This window comes from Streptomyces fuscichromogenes, assembly GCF_014645815.1.
GTDB classification, from domain to species: Bacteria; Actinomycetota; Actinomycetes; order Streptomycetales; family Streptomycetaceae; genus Streptomyces; species Streptomyces fuscichromogenes.
Window position 1 is genome coordinate 30,543 of sequence record NZ_BMML01000001.1, and the last position, 17,276, is coordinate 47,818.

16 protein-coding genes and 1 tRNA gene are annotated in these 17,276 nt (G+C 73.1%); 7 read left to right on the forward strand and 10 right to left on the reverse strand.

All coding sequences use genetic code 11. From position 1 onward, the window contains the following. Positions 1–141: 141 nt before the first annotated feature. Positions 142–1,314, forward strand: a complete 1,173-nt coding sequence (locus IEZ11_RS00150) for an amidase domain-containing protein (RefSeq protein WP_189260432.1) — start codon at positions 142–144, stop codon at positions 1,312–1,314. Here IEZ11_RS00150 and IEZ11_RS00155 read toward each other — a convergent pair. Both IEZ11_RS00155 and IEZ11_RS00160 read right to left on the reverse strand, forming a co-directional pair. Then, complete coding sequence (locus IEZ11_RS00155; RefSeq protein ID WP_189260433.1) at positions 1,302–1,850, reverse strand: DUF4383 domain-containing protein; 549 nt, start codon at positions 1,848–1,850, stop codon at positions 1,302–1,304. The two genes, IEZ11_RS00150 and IEZ11_RS00155, sit on opposite strands and share 13 nt — an antisense overlap. 95 nt (positions 1,851–1,945) lie before the next feature. After that, positions 1,946–3,241 (reverse strand): hypothetical protein, encoded by a 1,296-nt coding sequence (locus IEZ11_RS00160; RefSeq protein WP_229712748.1) that lies wholly within the window; start codon positions 3,239–3,241, stop codon positions 1,946–1,948. Between the two features lie 273 nt (positions 3,242–3,514). Between IEZ11_RS00160 and IEZ11_RS00165 the strand changes: the two genes are divergently transcribed. Beyond that, a tRNA-Val gene (locus tag IEZ11_RS00165) sits at positions 3,515–3,586 on the forward strand. A 47-nt stretch (positions 3,587–3,633) separates the two neighbouring features. On the opposite strand, the gene IEZ11_RS00170 is transcribed toward IEZ11_RS00165, so the two are convergent. Next, on the reverse strand, positions 3,634–3,963 hold the full coding sequence (locus IEZ11_RS00170; protein ID WP_189260435.1) for a DUF8825 domain-containing protein: 330 nt from the start codon (positions 3,961–3,963) through the stop codon (positions 3,634–3,636). A gap of 162 nt (positions 3,964–4,125) precedes the next feature. Between IEZ11_RS00170 and IEZ11_RS00175 the strand changes: the two genes are divergently transcribed. Continuing rightward, a complete protein-coding gene (locus tag IEZ11_RS00175) occupies positions 4,126–4,701 on the forward strand; it encodes a phosphoribosylanthranilate isomerase (protein WP_189260436.1) in 576 nt (191 codons plus the stop codon). Positions 4,702–4,713: 12 nt separating this feature from the next. Here the strand turns inward: IEZ11_RS00175 and IEZ11_RS00180 are convergent, their stop codons facing one another. Continuing rightward, entirely contained in the window at positions 4,714–5,688 is a 975-nt protein-coding gene (locus tag IEZ11_RS00180) for a ketopantoate reductase family protein (RefSeq protein ID WP_189260437.1), read from the reverse strand. Between the two features lie 91 nt (positions 5,689–5,779). Between IEZ11_RS00180 and IEZ11_RS00185 the strand changes: the two genes are divergently transcribed. Further along, positions 5,780–6,010, forward strand: a complete 231-nt coding sequence (locus IEZ11_RS00185) for a DUF2277 domain-containing protein (RefSeq protein WP_189260438.1) — start codon at positions 5,780–5,782, stop codon at positions 6,008–6,010. A gap of 15 nt (positions 6,011–6,025) precedes the next feature. Here IEZ11_RS00185 and IEZ11_RS00190 read toward each other — a convergent pair whose 3' ends face one another. The 4 genes from IEZ11_RS00190 to IEZ11_RS00205 form a co-directional block, all read right to left on the reverse strand. Then, entirely contained in the window at positions 6,026–6,643 is a 618-nt protein-coding gene (locus IEZ11_RS00190; RefSeq protein ID WP_189260439.1) for a DedA family protein, read from the reverse strand. A 168-nt stretch (positions 6,644–6,811) separates the two neighbouring features. Continuing rightward, positions 6,812–8,728 carry an FAD/NAD(P)-binding protein gene (locus IEZ11_RS00195; RefSeq protein WP_189260440.1) on the reverse strand — a complete coding sequence of 639 codons (1,917 nt, stop codon included), beginning with the start codon at positions 8,726–8,728 and terminating at the stop codon, positions 6,812–6,814. A 132-nt stretch (positions 8,729–8,860) separates the two neighbouring features. Continuing rightward, entirely contained in the window at positions 8,861–10,510 is a 1,650-nt protein-coding gene (locus IEZ11_RS00200; RefSeq protein WP_189260441.1) for an alkaline phosphatase D family protein, read from the reverse strand. 172 nt (positions 10,511–10,682) lie between these two features. Then, positions 10,683–11,327: an HNH endonuclease family protein gene (locus IEZ11_RS00205; protein WP_189260442.1), complete on the reverse strand. Its 645-nt coding sequence runs from the start codon at positions 11,325–11,327 to the stop codon at positions 10,683–10,685. Between the two features lie 422 nt (positions 11,328–11,749). Here IEZ11_RS00205 and IEZ11_RS00210 point away from each other — a divergent pair, with 422 nt between their 5' ends. After that, positions 11,750–12,331, forward strand: coding sequence for a TMEM165/GDT1 family protein (locus IEZ11_RS00210; RefSeq protein ID WP_189260443.1), 582 nt, complete (start codon positions 11,750–11,752; stop codon positions 12,329–12,331). Between the two features lie 220 nt (positions 12,332–12,551). After that, a complete protein-coding gene (locus IEZ11_RS00215) occupies positions 12,552–13,214 on the forward strand; it encodes an HAD-IA family hydrolase (protein WP_189260444.1) in 663 nt (220 codons plus the stop codon). A 182-nt stretch (positions 13,215–13,396) separates the two neighbouring features. Here the strand turns inward: IEZ11_RS00215 and IEZ11_RS00220 are convergent, their stop codons facing one another. Then, entirely contained in the window at positions 13,397–14,464 is a 1,068-nt protein-coding gene (locus IEZ11_RS00220; RefSeq protein ID WP_189260445.1) for a peptidoglycan-binding domain-containing protein, read from the reverse strand. 161 nt (positions 14,465–14,625) lie between these two features. On the opposite strand from IEZ11_RS00220, the gene IEZ11_RS00225 reads away from it, so the two are divergent. After that, positions 14,626–16,662 (forward strand): MDR family MFS transporter, encoded by a 2,037-nt coding sequence (locus tag IEZ11_RS00225; RefSeq protein WP_229712749.1) that lies wholly within the window; start codon positions 14,626–14,628, stop codon positions 16,660–16,662. On the opposite strand, the gene IEZ11_RS00230 is transcribed toward IEZ11_RS00225, so the two are convergent. Continuing rightward, positions 16,655–17,152, reverse strand: a complete 498-nt coding sequence (locus IEZ11_RS00230; RefSeq protein WP_189260447.1) for a GNAT family N-acetyltransferase — start codon at positions 17,150–17,152, stop codon at positions 16,655–16,657. The genes IEZ11_RS00225 and IEZ11_RS00230 overlap by 8 nt on opposite strands. Positions 17,153–17,276: the final 124 nt, after the last annotated feature.

Sequence of the window (17,276 nt, forward strand, 5' to 3'; positions counted from 1 at the left end):
CCTACCGATTCCGGGCGGGCAGTTCAACTCGGCACGACAGCAAGCGCATTCCAATTGCGCAACCCCCTTCACAGGAGTCACACACGCCGTGCGAAGATGCCGTCGCCCGGTAGAGGTGTACCGGCGTAGAGGGGAACACCATTGAAATCCAGAAAACTGAGCCGTAAGCGCAGCCGTGCGGCCATAGTCACGGCGACGGCCGCTTCGGTCGTCGCCGGGGTCGCCTTCGCGGCCAACTGGAGCGCGGGCGCGGCCGTCGTCGACGACCCGACCGTGGACGCCGCGACCAAGGCGACCTTCCAGAAGCTCGCGGACGCGGTCTTCACCGACCGCACCCAGGCCCTCGTGAAGGGTGCTTCGCAGAAGCAGCAGACGTCCCGCTTCTCCGGCGACGTCCGGCTCTCCAGCACCCAGTCACGCGACGAGGACGCAGCGCTGACCCAGCTGCGCGGCCGCCAGAACCGCATCGCCAAGGCCGGCGAGACGTACAGCGCCGGCAGCACCCAGGTCACGCTCGACGCGACCCGCGTGACCGGCCGCACCGCCAAGGCCGACGTCACCGAGACCACGACGCTGACCTACGCGAAGGCCACCGGCGGCACGCCGAAGAACACCGGCTTCCAGGCCCACCACGAGCTGACCTTCAAGGCGGACCGGCGGGGCACCTGGCAGCTGACGAACATCGAGGACACCGACGAGGGCGGCCTCGCCGTCAACACGCTGTCCAAGCCCTCGGTGAAGGCGCCCGCCACCGGCGACGACGGCAACACCACGCCGGACGCCCCGCGCGCGGCCATCACGCGCAACCCGGTGGCCGTGCCGAAGACGCTCACCGGCGGCACGTACGACTACAAGGCGATGGCCACCTACGCCGAGACGTACTGGAACAACTACAACACGGCCTACCCGAACTACAACAACGAGACGGCCGGCGGCGACTGCACCAACTTCGTCAGCCAGTCGCTCAAGGCCGGCGGCTGGAAGCACGTCCCGGGCTACGTCTACGACTACACGAAGTGGTTCGGCACCGCCGACATCCAGTCCGACTCGTTCGTCGGCGTCAACGAGTGGTCCTGGTTCGCCCAGAACTCCAAGCGGACCACCCCGCTCGCCAACGTCTTCCAGGCGCAGGTCGGCGACGTCATCCAGATGGACTTCGACCGGGACGGCTCGAAGGACCACACGATGATCGTCACGTACGTGGCCAACGGGATCCCGTACGTGACCTACCACTCCAACAACACCTACCGCAGGTCGCTGGCGAGCCTCGTCGCGTCGTACCCGAACGCGTACTACTACGCCTACCGCACCTGATCCGCTGATTCGGCCCGCTGCTCCGCCTCGGGGTGGCGGGCCCGCCAGTAGGGGTTGTCGTGCGGCAGGTTCGTACTGACCCTGCCGTACATCCCGAACACCATCAGCACCAGACCCACCACGAAACTGAACAGCACGTTCTGGATCTTGAAGGCCAGGAAGTCCGAGTCCGTGTCGAGCAGGCCCAGGAACAGGAAGCCGTTCAGGATGAACAGCACGCCGAGGACCATGTTCAGCGTGGACGCGAAGTTCCCGCCGATCACCATCCCGACGAACAGCAGCAGCCCGACACAGATCGACAGCACGCTCAGCGCGCCGTTGGTGTTCAGGCCGATCGCGCTGTTCCCGCCGGTGTCGAAGAAGCCGATGTTGTCGGTGAGCCCGAGGATCCCGAAGGCGAGCAGGAACAGGCCCATCAGGCCCGCCCCGATCCGGTAGACCCGGTTCAGGCGGTGGTCGACGGGCAGTGCCTCGTCGAAAACGATCTGCCGCCGTGAGGTCCCCGGCGTCCCCGAGTGCGCTGCGTGTGAGGCCATCTCCGCCTCCCCATCTGGACTGCGGGCCCTGATCACGGGCCCCGGTTGCGAGCCGCCCTCCCAATATCCGCCCCCGCCGCGGGGACGGCAACGGCTCACGAGTGGCCGGTGCCCCGGTCCTCCCGGATCCGCGCCACCGTCCGCGCGACCGACTGCCGTACCGCTTCCGTCTCGGTCAGGAAGTGCCAGTAGTCGGGATGCCGCCCCTCCAGCGTCCCGACCGCCCGGTCCAGCCGCGCCACCGCGTCGTCCAGCGGCCGCGCGTGCCGCGGATCCGGGCTGGACCGCCCGGTCATCGCCAGCCGCTGCGCGTCCCGGATCGCGAACCGCGTCCGCTCGACCTCCGCCTGCGGATCCTTCTGCACGGCGTTGAGCCGGCCCAGCCGGTCACCGGCGGCGGAGACGGCCTCGTCCGTACTGTTGAGCAGCGCCCGCACCGTCGACAGCAGCGCGGCGGCGTCCGCCCACCGCTGCGCGTCCCGCGCGGCCTGCGCCTCGCGCAGCTTCACCTCGGCCTGCCGGACGTTCTCCGCGGCCTGCTGCGGCACCTGCTGGAGATCCTGCCAGCAGGCGGCCGAGAACCGCCGCCGCAGCTCGCTCAGCACCGGGTCCACCTGGCCGGCCCGGGTGGTCAGCGCCTGTGCGCGGGTCCGCAGGCTCACCAGCCGGTGATCGATCTCCGCGGCCCGCTCCGGCAGCCGCTCCGCCTCGACCTGGATGGCCTCGGCCTCCCGCTGCACCCGCCCGGCCCGCTCCAGCGTCGCCTGCACGCCGTGCTGTCCCGCGCCCTGGTTGAGCCGGGTCAGCTCGGGCGACAGCGCGGCCAGCCGGGCCGCCAGGTCATCGGCCCTGATCGGGGTCCTGCGCACGGCGTCGAGCGCGTTGCTGGCCGCCAGCAGTGCCTGCCGGGCCCGCTCCACGGCGGGCGCCAGCCGCGCCAGCTGCGTCTCGGCCTTGCCGAGCAGCGGCCCGAGCGACTCCCCGAACCGGTCCAGCTGCCCCTTGACCCGCACCAGCTCGTCCTTGGCCCCGGAGAGCTCCCCGCGCGCCCGCGTCGCCGTGGCGGCCTCCAGGTCGTCCCGGTCCAGGTCGTAGGCGTCGATGGCCTGGATGTACCGGTTGCTCACCTCGTCGATCCGCCGCCCCAGCGCCTCGAAGTCGGAGACGGCACGACGGGCGGCCGGCGAGTCGTCGACGGCGGAGATGGTCTCTATCGAGATCCGCAGGTCCCGCTGGGCGGTGTCCAGCTCGTAGAACGCGGCGGCCGCGGCGTCCTTCGCCGCCTGCGCCTCCGCCCGCTGGGTCTCCGCCCGCCCCCCGAACCACCGGCGGGTCCCGCCGCCGGCGAACGCGCCGGGCACCACCAGCACCGCCAGCAACGGAAGGCCCATGAGCCCGAGGACATCCCGAAGCGGCGTACGCCGGGCCCCTGCGGGAGGCGGGTACGACTGCTCGGATACCGCCGAAGTCGCCGATGTCCCCGTCACTTCTCCCTCTCCCGAACCGCGGTGCGCCCTGTGTCCTGGCGGTCGCTGCAATTCTCCCACTGGTGAAGGACGAACACACGGGCCGGTCAGTTCACGGTCGGCGAGACCGGCTGCCGAGGAGCCGGATACGCGTTTGCGGGACAGTGCCCCGGGCAATGTAGGCTGTCGACTCGTCTCGGGTGCGTAGCTCAGGGGTAGAGCGCCTGCCTTACAAGCAGGATGTCGGCGGTTCGAAACCGTCCGCGCCCACGTGACGAGAGGACCCCGGCCGATGCGGCCGGGGTCCTCTCGCGTTCTCAGTCCGTCTCGTGCGTGTGCTTGAGGCGGCTCCGGGCGTCCGTGCGGTCCGGCGCCGTGACCTCCGCCCAGAAGCGGTGGCCGCTGACGAACACCGCCAGTTCGTGCTCGCGGCGGCGCAGTTTCTCCACCTCCGCCTGTTCGTCCTCGGTCCAGCCCGGGGAGGCGGGGCGCTCCACCTTGCGCCAGCCGCCCTCGTCGCTGAACCCGTCCAGCGGCACGACCGACCAGGGGAGCCGCTTCAGCAGGGCCGACAGCTCGGCCCGGACCTGATGCAGCTCCTCCTGACCGGCGAGGAGGTCACTCGGAAAGTCATAGGTCGCAGCCACGCGGCAATGGTACGCCTGTTCGATTTTAGGTGGCGAGTTCGTTCATGGGGTTCGTGTGTTCGAGTGCGGGTGACGGCGCACCGGCAACACCCCGGCGCGAGGACTGGGAAGCTGGAGGACACGATCGCGTTCCCGCCGGGCGGGAGAACGGAGCAGGGACAGATGAGCGGGCAGCGGCAGCCGACGTTCGTGAAGGTGTGCGGACTCACCCAGGAGCAGCAGATCGACTGGGCCGTCGAGCTGGGGTACGACGCCGTCGGGATCGTCGTGACCCCGAAGAGCAAGCGGTACTGCCCGCCCGAGCGGGCCGTGGCGCTCGCCGACCACGCCCGCGGACGGGTCACCGTCTTCGCCGTGGCCCTGACCCACGCCGAGACGGCCGCCGTCGCCGGGCACGTCGACATCGTCCAGATCTACGAGACGGCCGACATCCCGAACCTCGCCCTCGCCTCCGGCGCCCCGCCCGAGAAGCCGGAGGCCCTGCGGTACTTCTTCTACGACGCCAGCGCCGGCAGCGGCGTGTTCGCGGACATCCCCGACTGGGTCGGCGAGGTGCCGGGAAACGTGGTGATCGCCGGCGGCCTCGACGAGCACAACGTGGCCGATGTCGTCGAGAAGTTCGGGCCCTACGGCGTGGACGTCTCCAGCAGTGTCGAGACCGCGCCGGGGGTCAAGAGCCGCGAGAAGATGGCCGCCTTCCTCGCCGCCGCCCGTGCCCCCGGGCGCAACAGCCGCTGACCGCCGCTGACGTCAGGCCTCGCGCAGCTCCCTGACGATACGGGCCGTCACCGGCACGGGTACGCCGTGCCGGTCCGCCGCGCGCAGCAACGCGCCCCCGATCGCGTCGAGTTCGAGGGGCCGGCCGGCCTCCGCGTCGCGTTGCATCGAGGACTTGGTGGCGGGTGGGAAGGCGTCGTACCGGGCCAGCGCGCGGGCCGGGTCGACGGGGGCACCGCAGGCACGGCTGACCGCCGCCGTCTCCGCCACCAGGGACGCCAGTTCCTCGCGGTGCCGGGTGCGGGCCTCACCGAGGGGGAGGCGATAGCGGGTGGTGAGAAGGGCGAGCGGGGCGAGGAACGCCATCTTCGCCCAGAGGACGGTGGTTTCGTCGTCCAGGACGCGGGTGGCCGGGCCGGCCGAGGTCAGGGCCGCGGCCAGGGCCTCCAGCCGGGGGCCGGGGACCTTGGCGCCGGTCAGGTCGATCTCCACGAAGGGGCTGGTGTGTTCGACCAGGCCGGGTGCCGTGCGGGTGGACTCGACGCGGATCACGGACGGGGCCACCCGGTCGGGGGAGTAGCGGGAGCGCAGCAGCGCGGGGTGCTCCACGCCGTTCAGGAACGGCACGAGGAGGGCGTCGCCGAGGGCCGCGGGCGGGATCCGGGTGAGGGCCGCGTCCAGGGCGGTGGCCTTGACGGTGACCAGGCAGGCGTCGACCGGTTCGCGCAGGGCCGTGTCGGCCTCGACGGGGGCCGTGAAGTCGCCGAACAGGGGGCTGCGGACGCGGATGCCGGTGGTGCGGAGCGTGTGTGCCGTCTCCTCGCCCGCCAGGCAGAGGACGCGGTGGCCGGAGCGGGAGAGCAGGGCCGCGAGCAGGCCGCCGACGCCGCCGGGTCCGAGGACGGCGACGGTGCGGAGGGGACGGGGGCCGGGGGCGTTCGGGTTGCCCGTGTTGTTCGGGCTGCTCGTGTTGTTCGGGCCGTCCGGGCTGTCCGGGCTGTTCGGCATGGAGTTGTCCTCTCGTCGGTCGGCCCCGGGAGCGGTGGCCGCCACGGAAGGATCCTCGCAGGAAAGAGGGGGTCTGCGGGAGACTGGGGACATGTGCCGGAGCATCAAGACCCTGCGTCCGCCTCAGCTGGCCGAGGAGGCCACGGAGGACGAGATCCGTGCTGCCGCGTTGCAGTACGTGCGGAAGGTGTCCGGGTTCCGGGCGCCGGCCGCGCACAACCGGGAGGTGTTCGAGCGGGCCGTGGACGCGGTCGCGAAGGCCACCGCCGAACTGCTCGGGGGACTGGAGGTGCGGGGGCAGGGGGCCGCGGGCGGGAACTGAGGCGCGGGACGCGGATTACGCCGGCCGGCGTCTTCGCATCAGATACCCCGCTCCCGCCCCCGCGCCGAACAGCGCCGCCACCGAGACCGCCGTCGCCAGCCAGGTGCCGCCCAGCCACTGGGCGCCCAGGTAGCCGAGGGCGACGCTGTAGACGGCCCAGGTCAGGCCCGCCAGGGCGGACCAGGGGAGGAAGTCGCGGACGCTGCGGTGGGTCGCGCCGGCGCCGAGGGAGACGATCGAGCGGCCGGCCGGTGCGAAGCGGGCCAGTATCACCAGCGCGCCGCCGCCCCGGGACAGGGCCTCGCCGAGACGTTCCTGCGCACTGCTCAGCCGCCGGGAGCGGGCGATCGCGCGGTCCAGGCGGGCCCCGCCGCGCCGGGCCAGCCGGTAGGCGACCAGGTCGCCGAGGACCGACGCGGTGGCCGCGCAGAGGGTCAGTGCCAGGATGTCCGGCAGGACGTGCGGCGGGACCTGTCCGGCCGACGCGCCGGTGCCCGCCGCCGCCGCGGTGGCCGCGGTGATGACCAGCACCCCGCTCGGCAGGACCGGCAGGAACACATCAAGCAGCACGGAGAGGGCCACCATGGCGTATATCCATGGCCCGGCCTCCAGCGAGCCCATGCTTTCCCACACGACGGTTCCCCCGTGATTGTCCTGTTGCGCCCCCCGACGACAGCCATACAGCGTACGCGGGAGGTGTGACAGCAGTGTCACGGGGGCTTTGTGTGTTGGGCAAAGGGTTATCCGCGATGGGTCGGCCGAGGGCCGTGGGGCGGCCCGGCGCCGAACGGTGGCACGGCGTCATACGGCGACCGGTGTGTTCCGTCCGGCCGCCGTCGGACGCCCCGGGGCCGTCTCCGGCCGGGTTTCCGTCTCGGCCGCCGCCGTCCGCAGGACCGCCCGTGCGATCGCGTCGGCGTCCGACAAGGTCACCGAGTCCACGCCCGGCCGGGCCCCCGCCGCGGTCACCCAGTGCACCCCCTCCGTGGGCACCCCGAAGGCGAACCGCCGTGGGTGCGGGCGGCCGTGACGGCCGATGAGGCGGTACGGGCGCGGCGTCACGTCGACGCCGCCGGTCTCGTGGCCGTCCACCGCGTGCGGGCGGCACGCGCCCTCGCGGAGCAGCCCGGCCAGCAGGCCGTCGGCGGTGCGGCGCAGGTCCGGCTCGGGCAGGCGGGCCTCGACGAGGGTGGTCACCCGGACCGCGGAGCCGGGTATCCCCGGGGAGCGGGCCACCCAGGCGCCGTCCGCGCGGTCCACCTCCAGCCCCGGGCCGAGCACGTCCACCACGCCCGCGGCCACCAGCGCGGCGAGTTCCTCGACACGGCGGCGGGGCGGGCCGATGGACAGGAACGCGTTGAGCGGGGTGTACCAGCCGTCCAGGTGGGCCCGTCGGGAGGAGCCGGTCAGGCCGCCGTGGTCGACGATCAGCCGTATCTCGTTGCGCAGGTCGCGCAGTACGTCCAGGGCGGCCTTGAGCGGGCCGCGCGTATTGCCGAGGGCGGCCTGTGCGGCGTCCTCGCGCAGATATCCCAGGAGCCAGGCCCGCCACTGCGCGGGACCGGTGAACTCCCGTTCCCCGTAAGGGCGCTGGAGGCGCTCCCAGGACCAGCGGGCCGGCTCCGGCACACCGTGGGCGTCGAGCACGGCCGTCTCCGCGGGCCGGCCGGCGGCCGCGAGGAAGCGCTCGGTGACGTCCGGGTCGCCGGTCAGGGCCGCGTAGTAGACCGTCTCCACCTCCTTGGCGACCAGGGGCCAGATCTCCGCGAGGAAGTCGGGCGCCGCGCCGCAGTCCGCGCGGGCGCGGAAGCCCGCGATCACCTCGGGGGTGAGCAGCAGCGGGGTGTGGCGGCCGTACGGGCCCTTGGCGTTGTCGCCGCGTGCCTGGTAGGGGACGCCGCGCCGGGAGCCCGCGTACAGGCGGGGCTCGCGGCCGGAGGGGAGGTAGCGCAGGGCGGTGCCGTCGGGTGTGCGGGTGAAACGGCCGCCCCGGCCGGTGGTCAGCAGGGCCAGGTGGTCGAAGAAGTTGAGGCCCAGGCCGCGCAGCAGCACCGGTTCGCCGGGGGCGAGCGGGGTGAGGTCGACGTCGGCCGGGTTGGCGGGCGCAAGGTGCCGCAGGCCGTGCCGGGCGGCGTGGGCGGCGAGCCGGCGTTCGGACGCGGGCGCGGTCACCGGGAGGTGGCCCTGGGCCAGCACCACCGCCGCCAGGCCGGGCAGGGTGCGGCCGTCGTCCAGGGTGAGCGTCTGATGGCCGCCGGGGCCGTCGTCGAGCCGTACGGCACGGGCGCGGTGTGTCTCGACGCGGACCGCCGCCGGTGCCCGGGAGACCGTCCGGGCGAACACCCACTCCAGGTAACGGCCGTAGTGGGCGCGGGTGGGGTAGTCGTCGGGGCCCAGTTCGCCGCCCGCCCACGCGTGCAGGCTGGGGCCGGGCCGGACGGGGCCCGCGCAGTCCACGCTGTCGTCGGTGAACAGGGTGACCTGGCTCGCCACGGTGTTCATCAGCAGCTCCGCCGACTGCGTCGTTCGCCAGACCCGGCCGGGGCCCGGCGGTGCCGGGTCGATCACATGGACCGTCAGGGGCCGTTCCGGGGGCAGCAGTTCGGGGGCGGAGGCGCAGAGGCGTTCCAGGACGCTGGTGCCGCGCGGGCCGGCGCCGACCAGGGCGACGGAGACCGGCACGGACTCCAGGACCGGCTCCTTGGGGGAGGAGGACAAGGACGTGACTCCCGGGCGGGTGGGGGGCGCAGGGCGGGCACCGTCCGCACGGGATGGGGAAGCGGACGGTCCGCCTCATCATGCCGTCGCGGTCGGCGGTTGCCAACGCGCGCCCCACACAGCTCAGTTGCCTCACAGCTGTCCCGCGCTCGCCCCTCCTGGGGTGGTGAGGACGGACTCCTCCACGGTCTCCAGGGTCCCGTCCCGCCGGGCTCGCTCCAGCCGCAGCCGGGCCGAACGGCCGTGCAGCGTCAGTGTCATGAGCTGGTTGCCGAACCACGGCCCGCCCCGCTTCCGCCAGGTCACGGGCGGCCGCGCACAGCGCCCGTGGCGGGCGAACCGCCGTCCGAGGAACCGCGCGAGCGCGCTCCAGCCGAACCGGAAGCCGATCCGGATCGTCGGCGGCACCGAGTTGTGCACGGGGGAGCAGGTGAGTTGCAGCACACGGGAGTCGGGTGCGGCCCCGGCGGGCCACGCGGGCTCGGCGACGTACGCGTGGTGGACGTCCCCGGAGAGTACGCAGACGGAGGCGGGCGCCCCGGGCCCGGAGCCGGTCCGGGCGAACAGGTCGGCCAGCTCGGCGAAGGACTCCGGGAAGGCCGCCCAGTGCTCCAGGTCGGCCGCGCGCCGCAGCCGTTCCCCGAACTCCGCCCAGCGGGAGCCGCGTTCGCCCCGGCACAGGGCCGCGTCCCAGGCCTCGACATCGTGGATCAGGTGCGGCAGCAGCCAGGGCAGCGAGGTGCCGACCAGGAGATGGTCGTACGACTCCCGGTCGTCCAGGGCCTGTTCGCGCAGCCACTCGGCCTCGCCGGGGTCGAGCATGGCGCGGCTCCGCTCGTCCAGCACCCGGGCCGCCCGGGTGTCCACCATCAGCAGCCGCACCCGTCCGAAGTCACGCCGGTAACTCCATCGCGCCGAGGCCGGGTCGGCGTCCGCCGCGGCGGCGAAGGCGCGCAGTTCGTCGGTGCCGTCGGGGACGGCGCACACGGCCGCGTACAGCGGGTCGGCGGCGAGTTCGGCCGGCGAGAGGTTGCCCAGGTGCTGATGGACCCAGTACGACATCAGCCCGCTCAGCAGCCGCTCCTGCCACCAGGGCGTGGCACGCAGGTCGGCCAGCCAGGCCGCGGAGGTGTTCCAGTCGTCGATGACGTCGTGGTCGTCGAAGATCATGCAGCTGGGCACGGTGGAGAGCAGCCAGCGCACCTCCGGGTCCAGCCAGGACTCGTCGTAGAGGCGGGTGTACTCCTCGTAGTCCGCGACCTCGGCGCCGGGCGGGTCCGCGAGGCCGCGGCGGGCGGCCAGCCAGCGCCGGGTGGCCGCCGAGGTCTCGTCGGCGTACACCTGGTCGCCCAACAGCAGCAGCACGTCCGGCAGTCGGCCACCGGCGGCGAGGCGTGCGGCCAGGCTGTCCAGGGCGTCCGGGCCGACCGGGTCGTGGCCGTCGGCCGGCGGAGCGGCCCAGCGGCAGGAGCCGAAGACGACGTCGAGGCTCTCGCCGGCGGCCGGGGCGCGGATCACCGAGGGCGGGAACCGGGAGCCGGGCGGCGGCCACACGCGGGTGCCGTCCAGCAGGACCTCGTACGACGGTGACGTGCCCGGGGTCAGCCCGGTGACCGGGACCAGGGCGTAGTGGTGGCCCGCCACCTGGAAGGTCCGCGCGGTGCCGGCGGCGCCGTCCGCGCAGCGCACCTCGGCGGTGCACGGACGGCTCGCCTCGACCCAGACGGTCGCCGACGAGCCGTCGGTGTACCTCAGCAGCGGTCCCAGGCGCAGTCCGGCCACGATCGCCCCGTCCTCTTCCTCGGTCGGTTGGCCTCTGTAGCCCCGTACGGTACGGAACGACGGAGGCCGGCGGGGAGGTTCCGACGCCGGAAAGAGGGCCCGGAGGAGATCCGGGAAGGGGCGGGGCGTGGCCGGGACGCGGGGAGGCGGGACCCCTTCGGGGCCGGCCGGTTCAGCAGGCGGAGAGGTAGCTGGTGAGCGCGCTCTTCTCGGCGGAGTCCACCGAGAGGCCGTAGTAGTACTTCACCTGGACCCAGGCACGGACGTAGGTGCAGTAGTACGAGGAGAGCGGCGGCATCCACTCGGCCGGGTCCTTGTCGCCCTTGGACTGGTTCACGTTGTCCGTGACGGCGAGGAGCTGCGGGCGGGTGACGTCGTTGGCGAAGGCCTCGCGCTGGGCGGTGGTCCAGTTGCGGGCACCGGAGTCCCAGGCCTCGGCCAGCGGCACCAGGTGGTCGATGTCGACGTCGGAGGCGGCGGTCCAGGTGGCGCCGTCGTAGACGGAGTACCAGCTGCCGCTGGTGGCGGTGCAGGCGGAGTTGGTGACGACGTTCGTACCGTCGCGCTTGAGGATCCACTCACGGGTGTTGCAGGTGCCGCTGATGGTGTCCCAGGTCGGGAACAGGTCGCGCTCGTAGCCGGTCCTGACCTCGGTCGCCACGGTGAGCGAGGCGAGGTAGGTGCGGGCGGTGGAGGCGCTGACCGGGGTGGGGAGGGCGGCGGAGGCGCTCGGGGAGTTGAAGAGTGCGGCAGAGGCTATGAGTCCGGTAAGGGCGGCGAGTATGCTGACGCGTCGACGCGCGTAGAACTTCGGCATGCGAACTCCCTGGTGGGGTGGGGGTGTTGGAGCACGAGCGAGGGAATGCTCGCGCTGCCGTGTTGCCGTGGGGTGAGCGTTCGGTAAGAAGTTAGTGACGTGTGCATGACACGACAAGACGTGCGACGTGACTCACAGGTCGGAGCTCCGGCCTTGGGATCGATGGCGCGGTCACGTACTCTTGGCCGTGTTGAAGGGGAGTAGCTCTTCGCCGGACCGTCGACATACTGCTCAGCCCGTCTGAGCCGGCGCCCGGAGGCGGATCTCGGCCATCTCGGTCAGGGGACCGCCAGCGAGACCTTCGGCAAGCAGTGCACGCCTGTGCCGTACGGCACAGGTGCCCGTGTGTGCTGCCGTGCCGAGGTGTTCGTCTGCGAAGTGCGGTGCTCTCGGTGGGGTGGCTCCCGACCGATTGAGGACCCTTGATCAGCATCACCGTGACGGCGCTCGTCTTCGGCGTCATCTTCCTCGCCGAACTGCCCGACAAGACCGCGCTCGCCGGCCTCGTCCTGGGCACGCGCTACCGGGCGTCGTACGTCTTCGCCGGTGTCGCCGCGGCCTTCCTGCTGCATGTCGTGCTCGCCGTCGCGGCCGGCAGCGTGCTGACCCTGCTTCCGCAGCAGATCGTGCACGCGCTGACCGGCGTCCTCTTCCTCGGCGGCGCGGCCGTGCTGCTGCTGAAGAAGGGCGAGGAGGAAGAGGAGATCCGCAGGCCGGCCGACCAGTCCTTCTGGAAGGTCGCCGGCACGGGGTTCATGCTCATCCTGGTCGCCGAGTTCGGGGACCTCACGCAGATCATGACGGCGAACCTCGCGGCCCGCTACGACGACCCGCTCTCCGTCGGCCTCGGCGCGGTGCTCGGCCTGTGGGCGGTGGCCGGACTCGGCATCGTCGGCGGCAAGGCGCTGATGAAGAAGGTGCCGCTGCGGCTGATCACGCAGATCGCGGCGGTCCTGATGCTGGTGCTGGGCGTGTGGAGCCTGTGGGAGGCGATCGCGGGCTGAGCCGGTCCGCTCCGGTCCGCTCCGGTCCGCTCCGGCCCGACCGGCCGAGCTGAAGAGTCGGTGAACGCTCGGCGAAGGCGGTGGCGGGATCGGCGTTCTGTTTTGTACCGTAGAGAAACAAAGTGGCTCCCGCCCGTTTTCCCTGACCGGCGGGCGGGGCCGCCTTGTTCTCCCCGGCCTGCCTTCGGCCCGCTTTCGGTCAGTGCATAGGAGCTGCCTGATGACGGTCACCGTCCTCACCGCCCGCGCCCTCCTGCTCGACATGGACGGCACCCTCGTCAACTCCGACGCCGTCGTGGAACGCATCTGGCGGCGCTGGTCCGAGCGGCACGGGCTGGACGGCGACGAGGTCATGAAGGTCGTCCACGGGCGCCAGGGGCACGCGTCCATGGCGGTGCTGCTGCCGGACCGGCCGGTGAAGCAGAACCTCGCGGACAACGCGCGGATGCTCGCGGAGGAGACGGCCGACACGGAGGGCGTGGTGGAGGTGCCGGGCGCCGCGGCCTTCCTCGCCTCCCTCCAGGGGCTGCCGCACGCGCTGGTGACCTCGGCGGACGTGGCGCTGTCCACGGCGCGGATGGCGGCGGCCGGGCTGCCGCTGCCCCAGGTGCGGGTGACCGCGGAGTCGGTGGGCGCCAGCAAGCCGGACCCCGAGGGATTTCTGAAGGGGGCGGCGGAACTGGGGGTCGCCCCGGAGGACTGCGTGGTGTTCGAGGACTCCGGCGCGGGGATCGCGGCGGGGCGGGCGGCCGGGATGCGGGTCGTGGGCATCGGGGCGCGGGCGGGGGCGCACGGGCCGGACGTGGTGGTGCGGGACCTTACGGCGGTACGGGTGGAGGCGGCGGCGGACGGCCTGATCCGGGTGCACGTCGGCGTGTCCTGAGGCCGGGGGTCGGGACGCTCACCGGCGCTTGCGGGGTGCCCCCGCGCCCACCCGTGCCGCCCTGCGGCACGCCTGCCCGCGGCTGGGCAGCGTCCCGTGAGGGGCGCGGGGAACTGCGCGAGCAACCCCCACTCACCCGCACTGATCCACGACCGACCGCAACCCCCCTGTCGGCCCACCCCCTACGGCTTCGTCGTCTCCGACTCCAGTGCCGCTCGGGTGGCCGTTCCGTACACCCCCGACTCGTCGGTCAGGATCCCCCGTGACAGCTGGTACGTCCGTACCGCGTCCTCGGTCCTGCTGTCGTAGTGGCCGTCGGCCTTCCCCGTGTAGAGGTTCAGCTGGGCCAGCCGCTGCTGGAGCTCCGTGACCTGCGCCCCGGTGTCGCCGGGGCGCAGGACCTGGGGCGAGGTGGGCTGGGCGGAGGCCGCCGTGCCGGTCGTCGACACCGACTGGGTCGGCGTGGCCGAGCGGGAGGGCGTCGGGGACGGGGCGGCACTGGACGGCGTGGCGGACGCGGAGCGCGTCGCACTCGGGCTCGCGGACCCGGACGGAGTGGCCGGCGCCGCGGACCCCCGCGAGGTCGCCGGCGCCGCGGCCGGGTGCGACGCCGTGCTCGGGGTCACGTCCGGCACGCTCTCCCGTACGTCCGCCGGTGCCGCCTCGTCCCGCGTCGGCGTCGCACGGGCGAACAGACCGCTCGCGACCCCCGCCACCGCGAGGATTCCGAGCACCGCCCCGGCGATCGACAGGAGCAGCACCCACCGGGGCCGCCGGCGCGGCTCCTGCGGAGCTCCCGGCACGGGCCCGGGGCGGGGACCGGCGCCGTGGTCGGAACCGTGGTCGGGACCGTGGTCGGAGCCGGGGGCGTCGGCGGGCGCCGCCCGCAGCGGCACGGTCGCCTCGGCCGCGACCGGCGCGGTCACGGCCGAAGGGGTCACCGGCAGCGGCGCGGTCTCCGGGGCGCCGGCCAGATCGTCCGCCGCGCCGTCGGCCGGGTCGTCGGCGTCGCCCGCGGTGTCCCCCGCGCCGTCGCCCGCTCCGTCCTCGTCGGCTGCGCTCTCGATGGCGACGTACGGCCGGATCCGCAGCGGGTCGAAGTCCTCCGCGGCCGCCTGCTCGGCCGTACGCGCGTCGCGCAGCGCGTCGGAGGCCCGCCGGTTGCAGTCGCAGGAGGGGGAGCCGTCCGGCCCCTTCGGTGTCCCGCACTGCGGGCACTGATGGCATCCGCTCCCGTTCGTGTCCGTCACAGCGGTCCTCCCTCCCCTCACGAACTCCACAGATTATGCAGAGCACCCCCACGTACGTCCCCCGGAATCCCTCGTCTCAGGAGTTCCGAAAAGGACTCGACGGGCCATACCGGGTGACACCGTCCACGATGGAAGATGGCCGAAAGCCCCGGGAGGTCTCGATGGCCCTGGAAGCGACGCACACTCCGGCGAAGGACGCGGAGCGCGTACCCGGCAATGTGCTGGTCCCGATCGGCGCGCTGCTGCTCGGGCTGCTGCTGGCCGCGCTGGACCAGACGATCGTGGCGACGGCCCTGCCGACCATCGTCAGCGACCTCGGGGGGCTGGAGCACCTGTCGTGGGTGGTCACCGCCTACCTGCTGGCCTCCACCGCCGCCACCCCGCTGTGGGGCAAGCTCGGTGACCAGTACGGGCGCAAGAGGCTGTTCCAGCTGGCGATCGTGATCTTCCTCGTCGGATCGGCGCTGTGCGGGACGGCCCGGAGCATGGGCGAGCTGATCGGCTTCCGCGCCTTGCAGGGGCTGGGCGGCGGCGGGCTCATCGTGCTGTCGATGGCGATCGTCGGGGATCTGGTGCCGCCGCGCGAACGAGGGCGCTACCAGGGGCTGTTCGGTGCCGTCTTCGGCGCCGCCAGCGTGCTCGGGCCGCTGCTCGGCGGGGTGCTCACCGAGCAGCTGAGCTGGCGCTGGGTGTTCTACGTCAACCTGCCCCTCGGCGTCGTCGCGCTCGCCGTGATCGCCGTCGCGCTGCGCATCCCGCGCCGCAGCGCCCGTCATGTCATCGACTACCTCGGCACCTTCCTGATCGCCGCCGTCGCCACCTGCCTGGTGCTGGTGGCCTCGCTGGGCGGGACGACCTGGCGCTGGGGTTCGCCGCAGATCGTCGGGCTCGCGGTGCTCGGGGTCGTCCTCGCCGTCGCGTTCGTGGCCGTCGAGCGGCGGGCCGCCGAACCCGTGCTCCCGCTGCAGCTCTTCGGCATCCGCACCTTCACCCTCGCCGCCCTGATCAGCTTCATCGTCGGGTTCGCGATGTTCGGCGCGATGACCTATCTGCCGACCTTCCTCCAGGTCGTGCACGGCATCTCGCCGACCCTGTCGGGCGTGCACATGCTGCCGATGGTGATCGGCCTGCTGCTGTCGTCCACGCTGTCCGGGCAGATCGTCAGCCGTACCGGGCGCTGGAAGGTGTTCCCGGTCGCCGGCACCGGCGTGACCACCATCGGGCTGCTGCTCCTGCACCGGCTCGACGAGTACAGCTCGACCGCCGAGATGAGCAGCTACTTCTTCGTCTTCGGCCTGGGGCTCGGCCTGGTCATGCAGGTGCTGGTGCTGATCGTGCAGAACTCCGTCTCCTACGAGGACCTCGGCGTCGCCACCTCCGGCGCGACCTTCTTCCGCTCCATCGGGGCCTCCTTCGGCGTCGCCGTCTTCGGCTCGGTCTTCGCGAGCCGGCTCGCCGACAAGCTCGCCGACGCCTTCCGGGGCGTGCGGCTCCCGCCCGGCGCCACCCCGGGCTCCCTCAAGGCCGACCCGCGGGGCATCGCCGGCCTGCCGCCCGCACTGCGTCCGGCGGCGCTGCACGCGTACGCGTCCTCGATCACCGACGTCTTCCTGTACGCCGCGCCGGTCGCCCTGCTCGGCTTCGTCCTCGCCTGGTTCCTCAAGGAGGACCGGCTGCGCGGCTCGGTCACCGCGCCGGACGCGTCCGAGACCATCCCGCCCAACCCGGTCCAGCGGTCGTCGTACGACGAGTGCTCCCGGGCGCTGTCCCTGCTCGGCACCCGGGAGGGGCGCCGGGAGGTCTACCGGAAGATCAACGCGCGGGCCGGGCACGCCGACCTGCTGCCCGCCGCCGGCTGGCTGCTGCTGCGGATCCGCCGGTACGGCTCGGTGGAGCCGGGCCGGCTCGCCGAGCGCGGCCCGGTCCCGATGAACGTCGTCCTGGAGGGCGCCCGCCAGCTGGAGGAGCGGCACCTCGCCGACCGCCTGGGCCTCGACCTGACCCTCACCGCCGAGGGCCGCGAGATCGCCGAACGGCTCGCCGGGGCCCGCGAGGAGTCCCTGGCCGAACTCCTCGGCGACTGGTGGACCCCGGACCGGCCGACCGACCTGGACCGCCTGGTCCGCGAACTGACCGACGAACTCTGCGGCACCGAACGCGAGCAGCCGCAGCACCCGGAGGCACGGCGGATCAGCTGACGAGTTCCTTGCGGAACCAGTGCCCGGCGTAGACGTCGTCGTTGTGCGGCCCGGTCTCCGTGTAGCCGAGCCGCGCGTACAGGGCGCGGGCCTCCACCAGGTCGGTGCGGGTGTCCAGGACGACCCGCGCGGCCCCGAGCGACCGGGCCGCCTGCTCGGCCGCCGAGACCAGGAGCGCGGCGCCGCCCCGGCCGCGCAGCCGCTCGTGCACGAAGACCCGGGTGAGTTCGGCGGTGGCCGGGTCCAGGAGCCGTACGCCCGCGCTGCCGGCCGGCTCGCCGTCGTACCGTGCGATCAGCAACTGTCCGGTGGGCGGCGCCAGTTCGGAGCCCGGCCGGGCGGCGATCTCCCGCTCCAGCTCGGCCGGGTCGGTGCGGCGGCCCTCGTGCAGCAGGTACCAGCGGTCGCTGACCTCCGTGTAGTACGCCCGCCACAGGGCGACGGCGGCCGGGGAGCCGGGGAGTTCGGTGGTGGTCGTCCAGGAGGCCATGGGCCGTAGTCTCCGGCGGACCGGGGCGGTTCGCGCAACCGGATATCGGCGGTCCCGGGCCGGCTCCGTCCCGCCGGGCTGTTTGGGCTCCGCCGCGCGGGTCACCCGGAGAGGGAGACGGCCC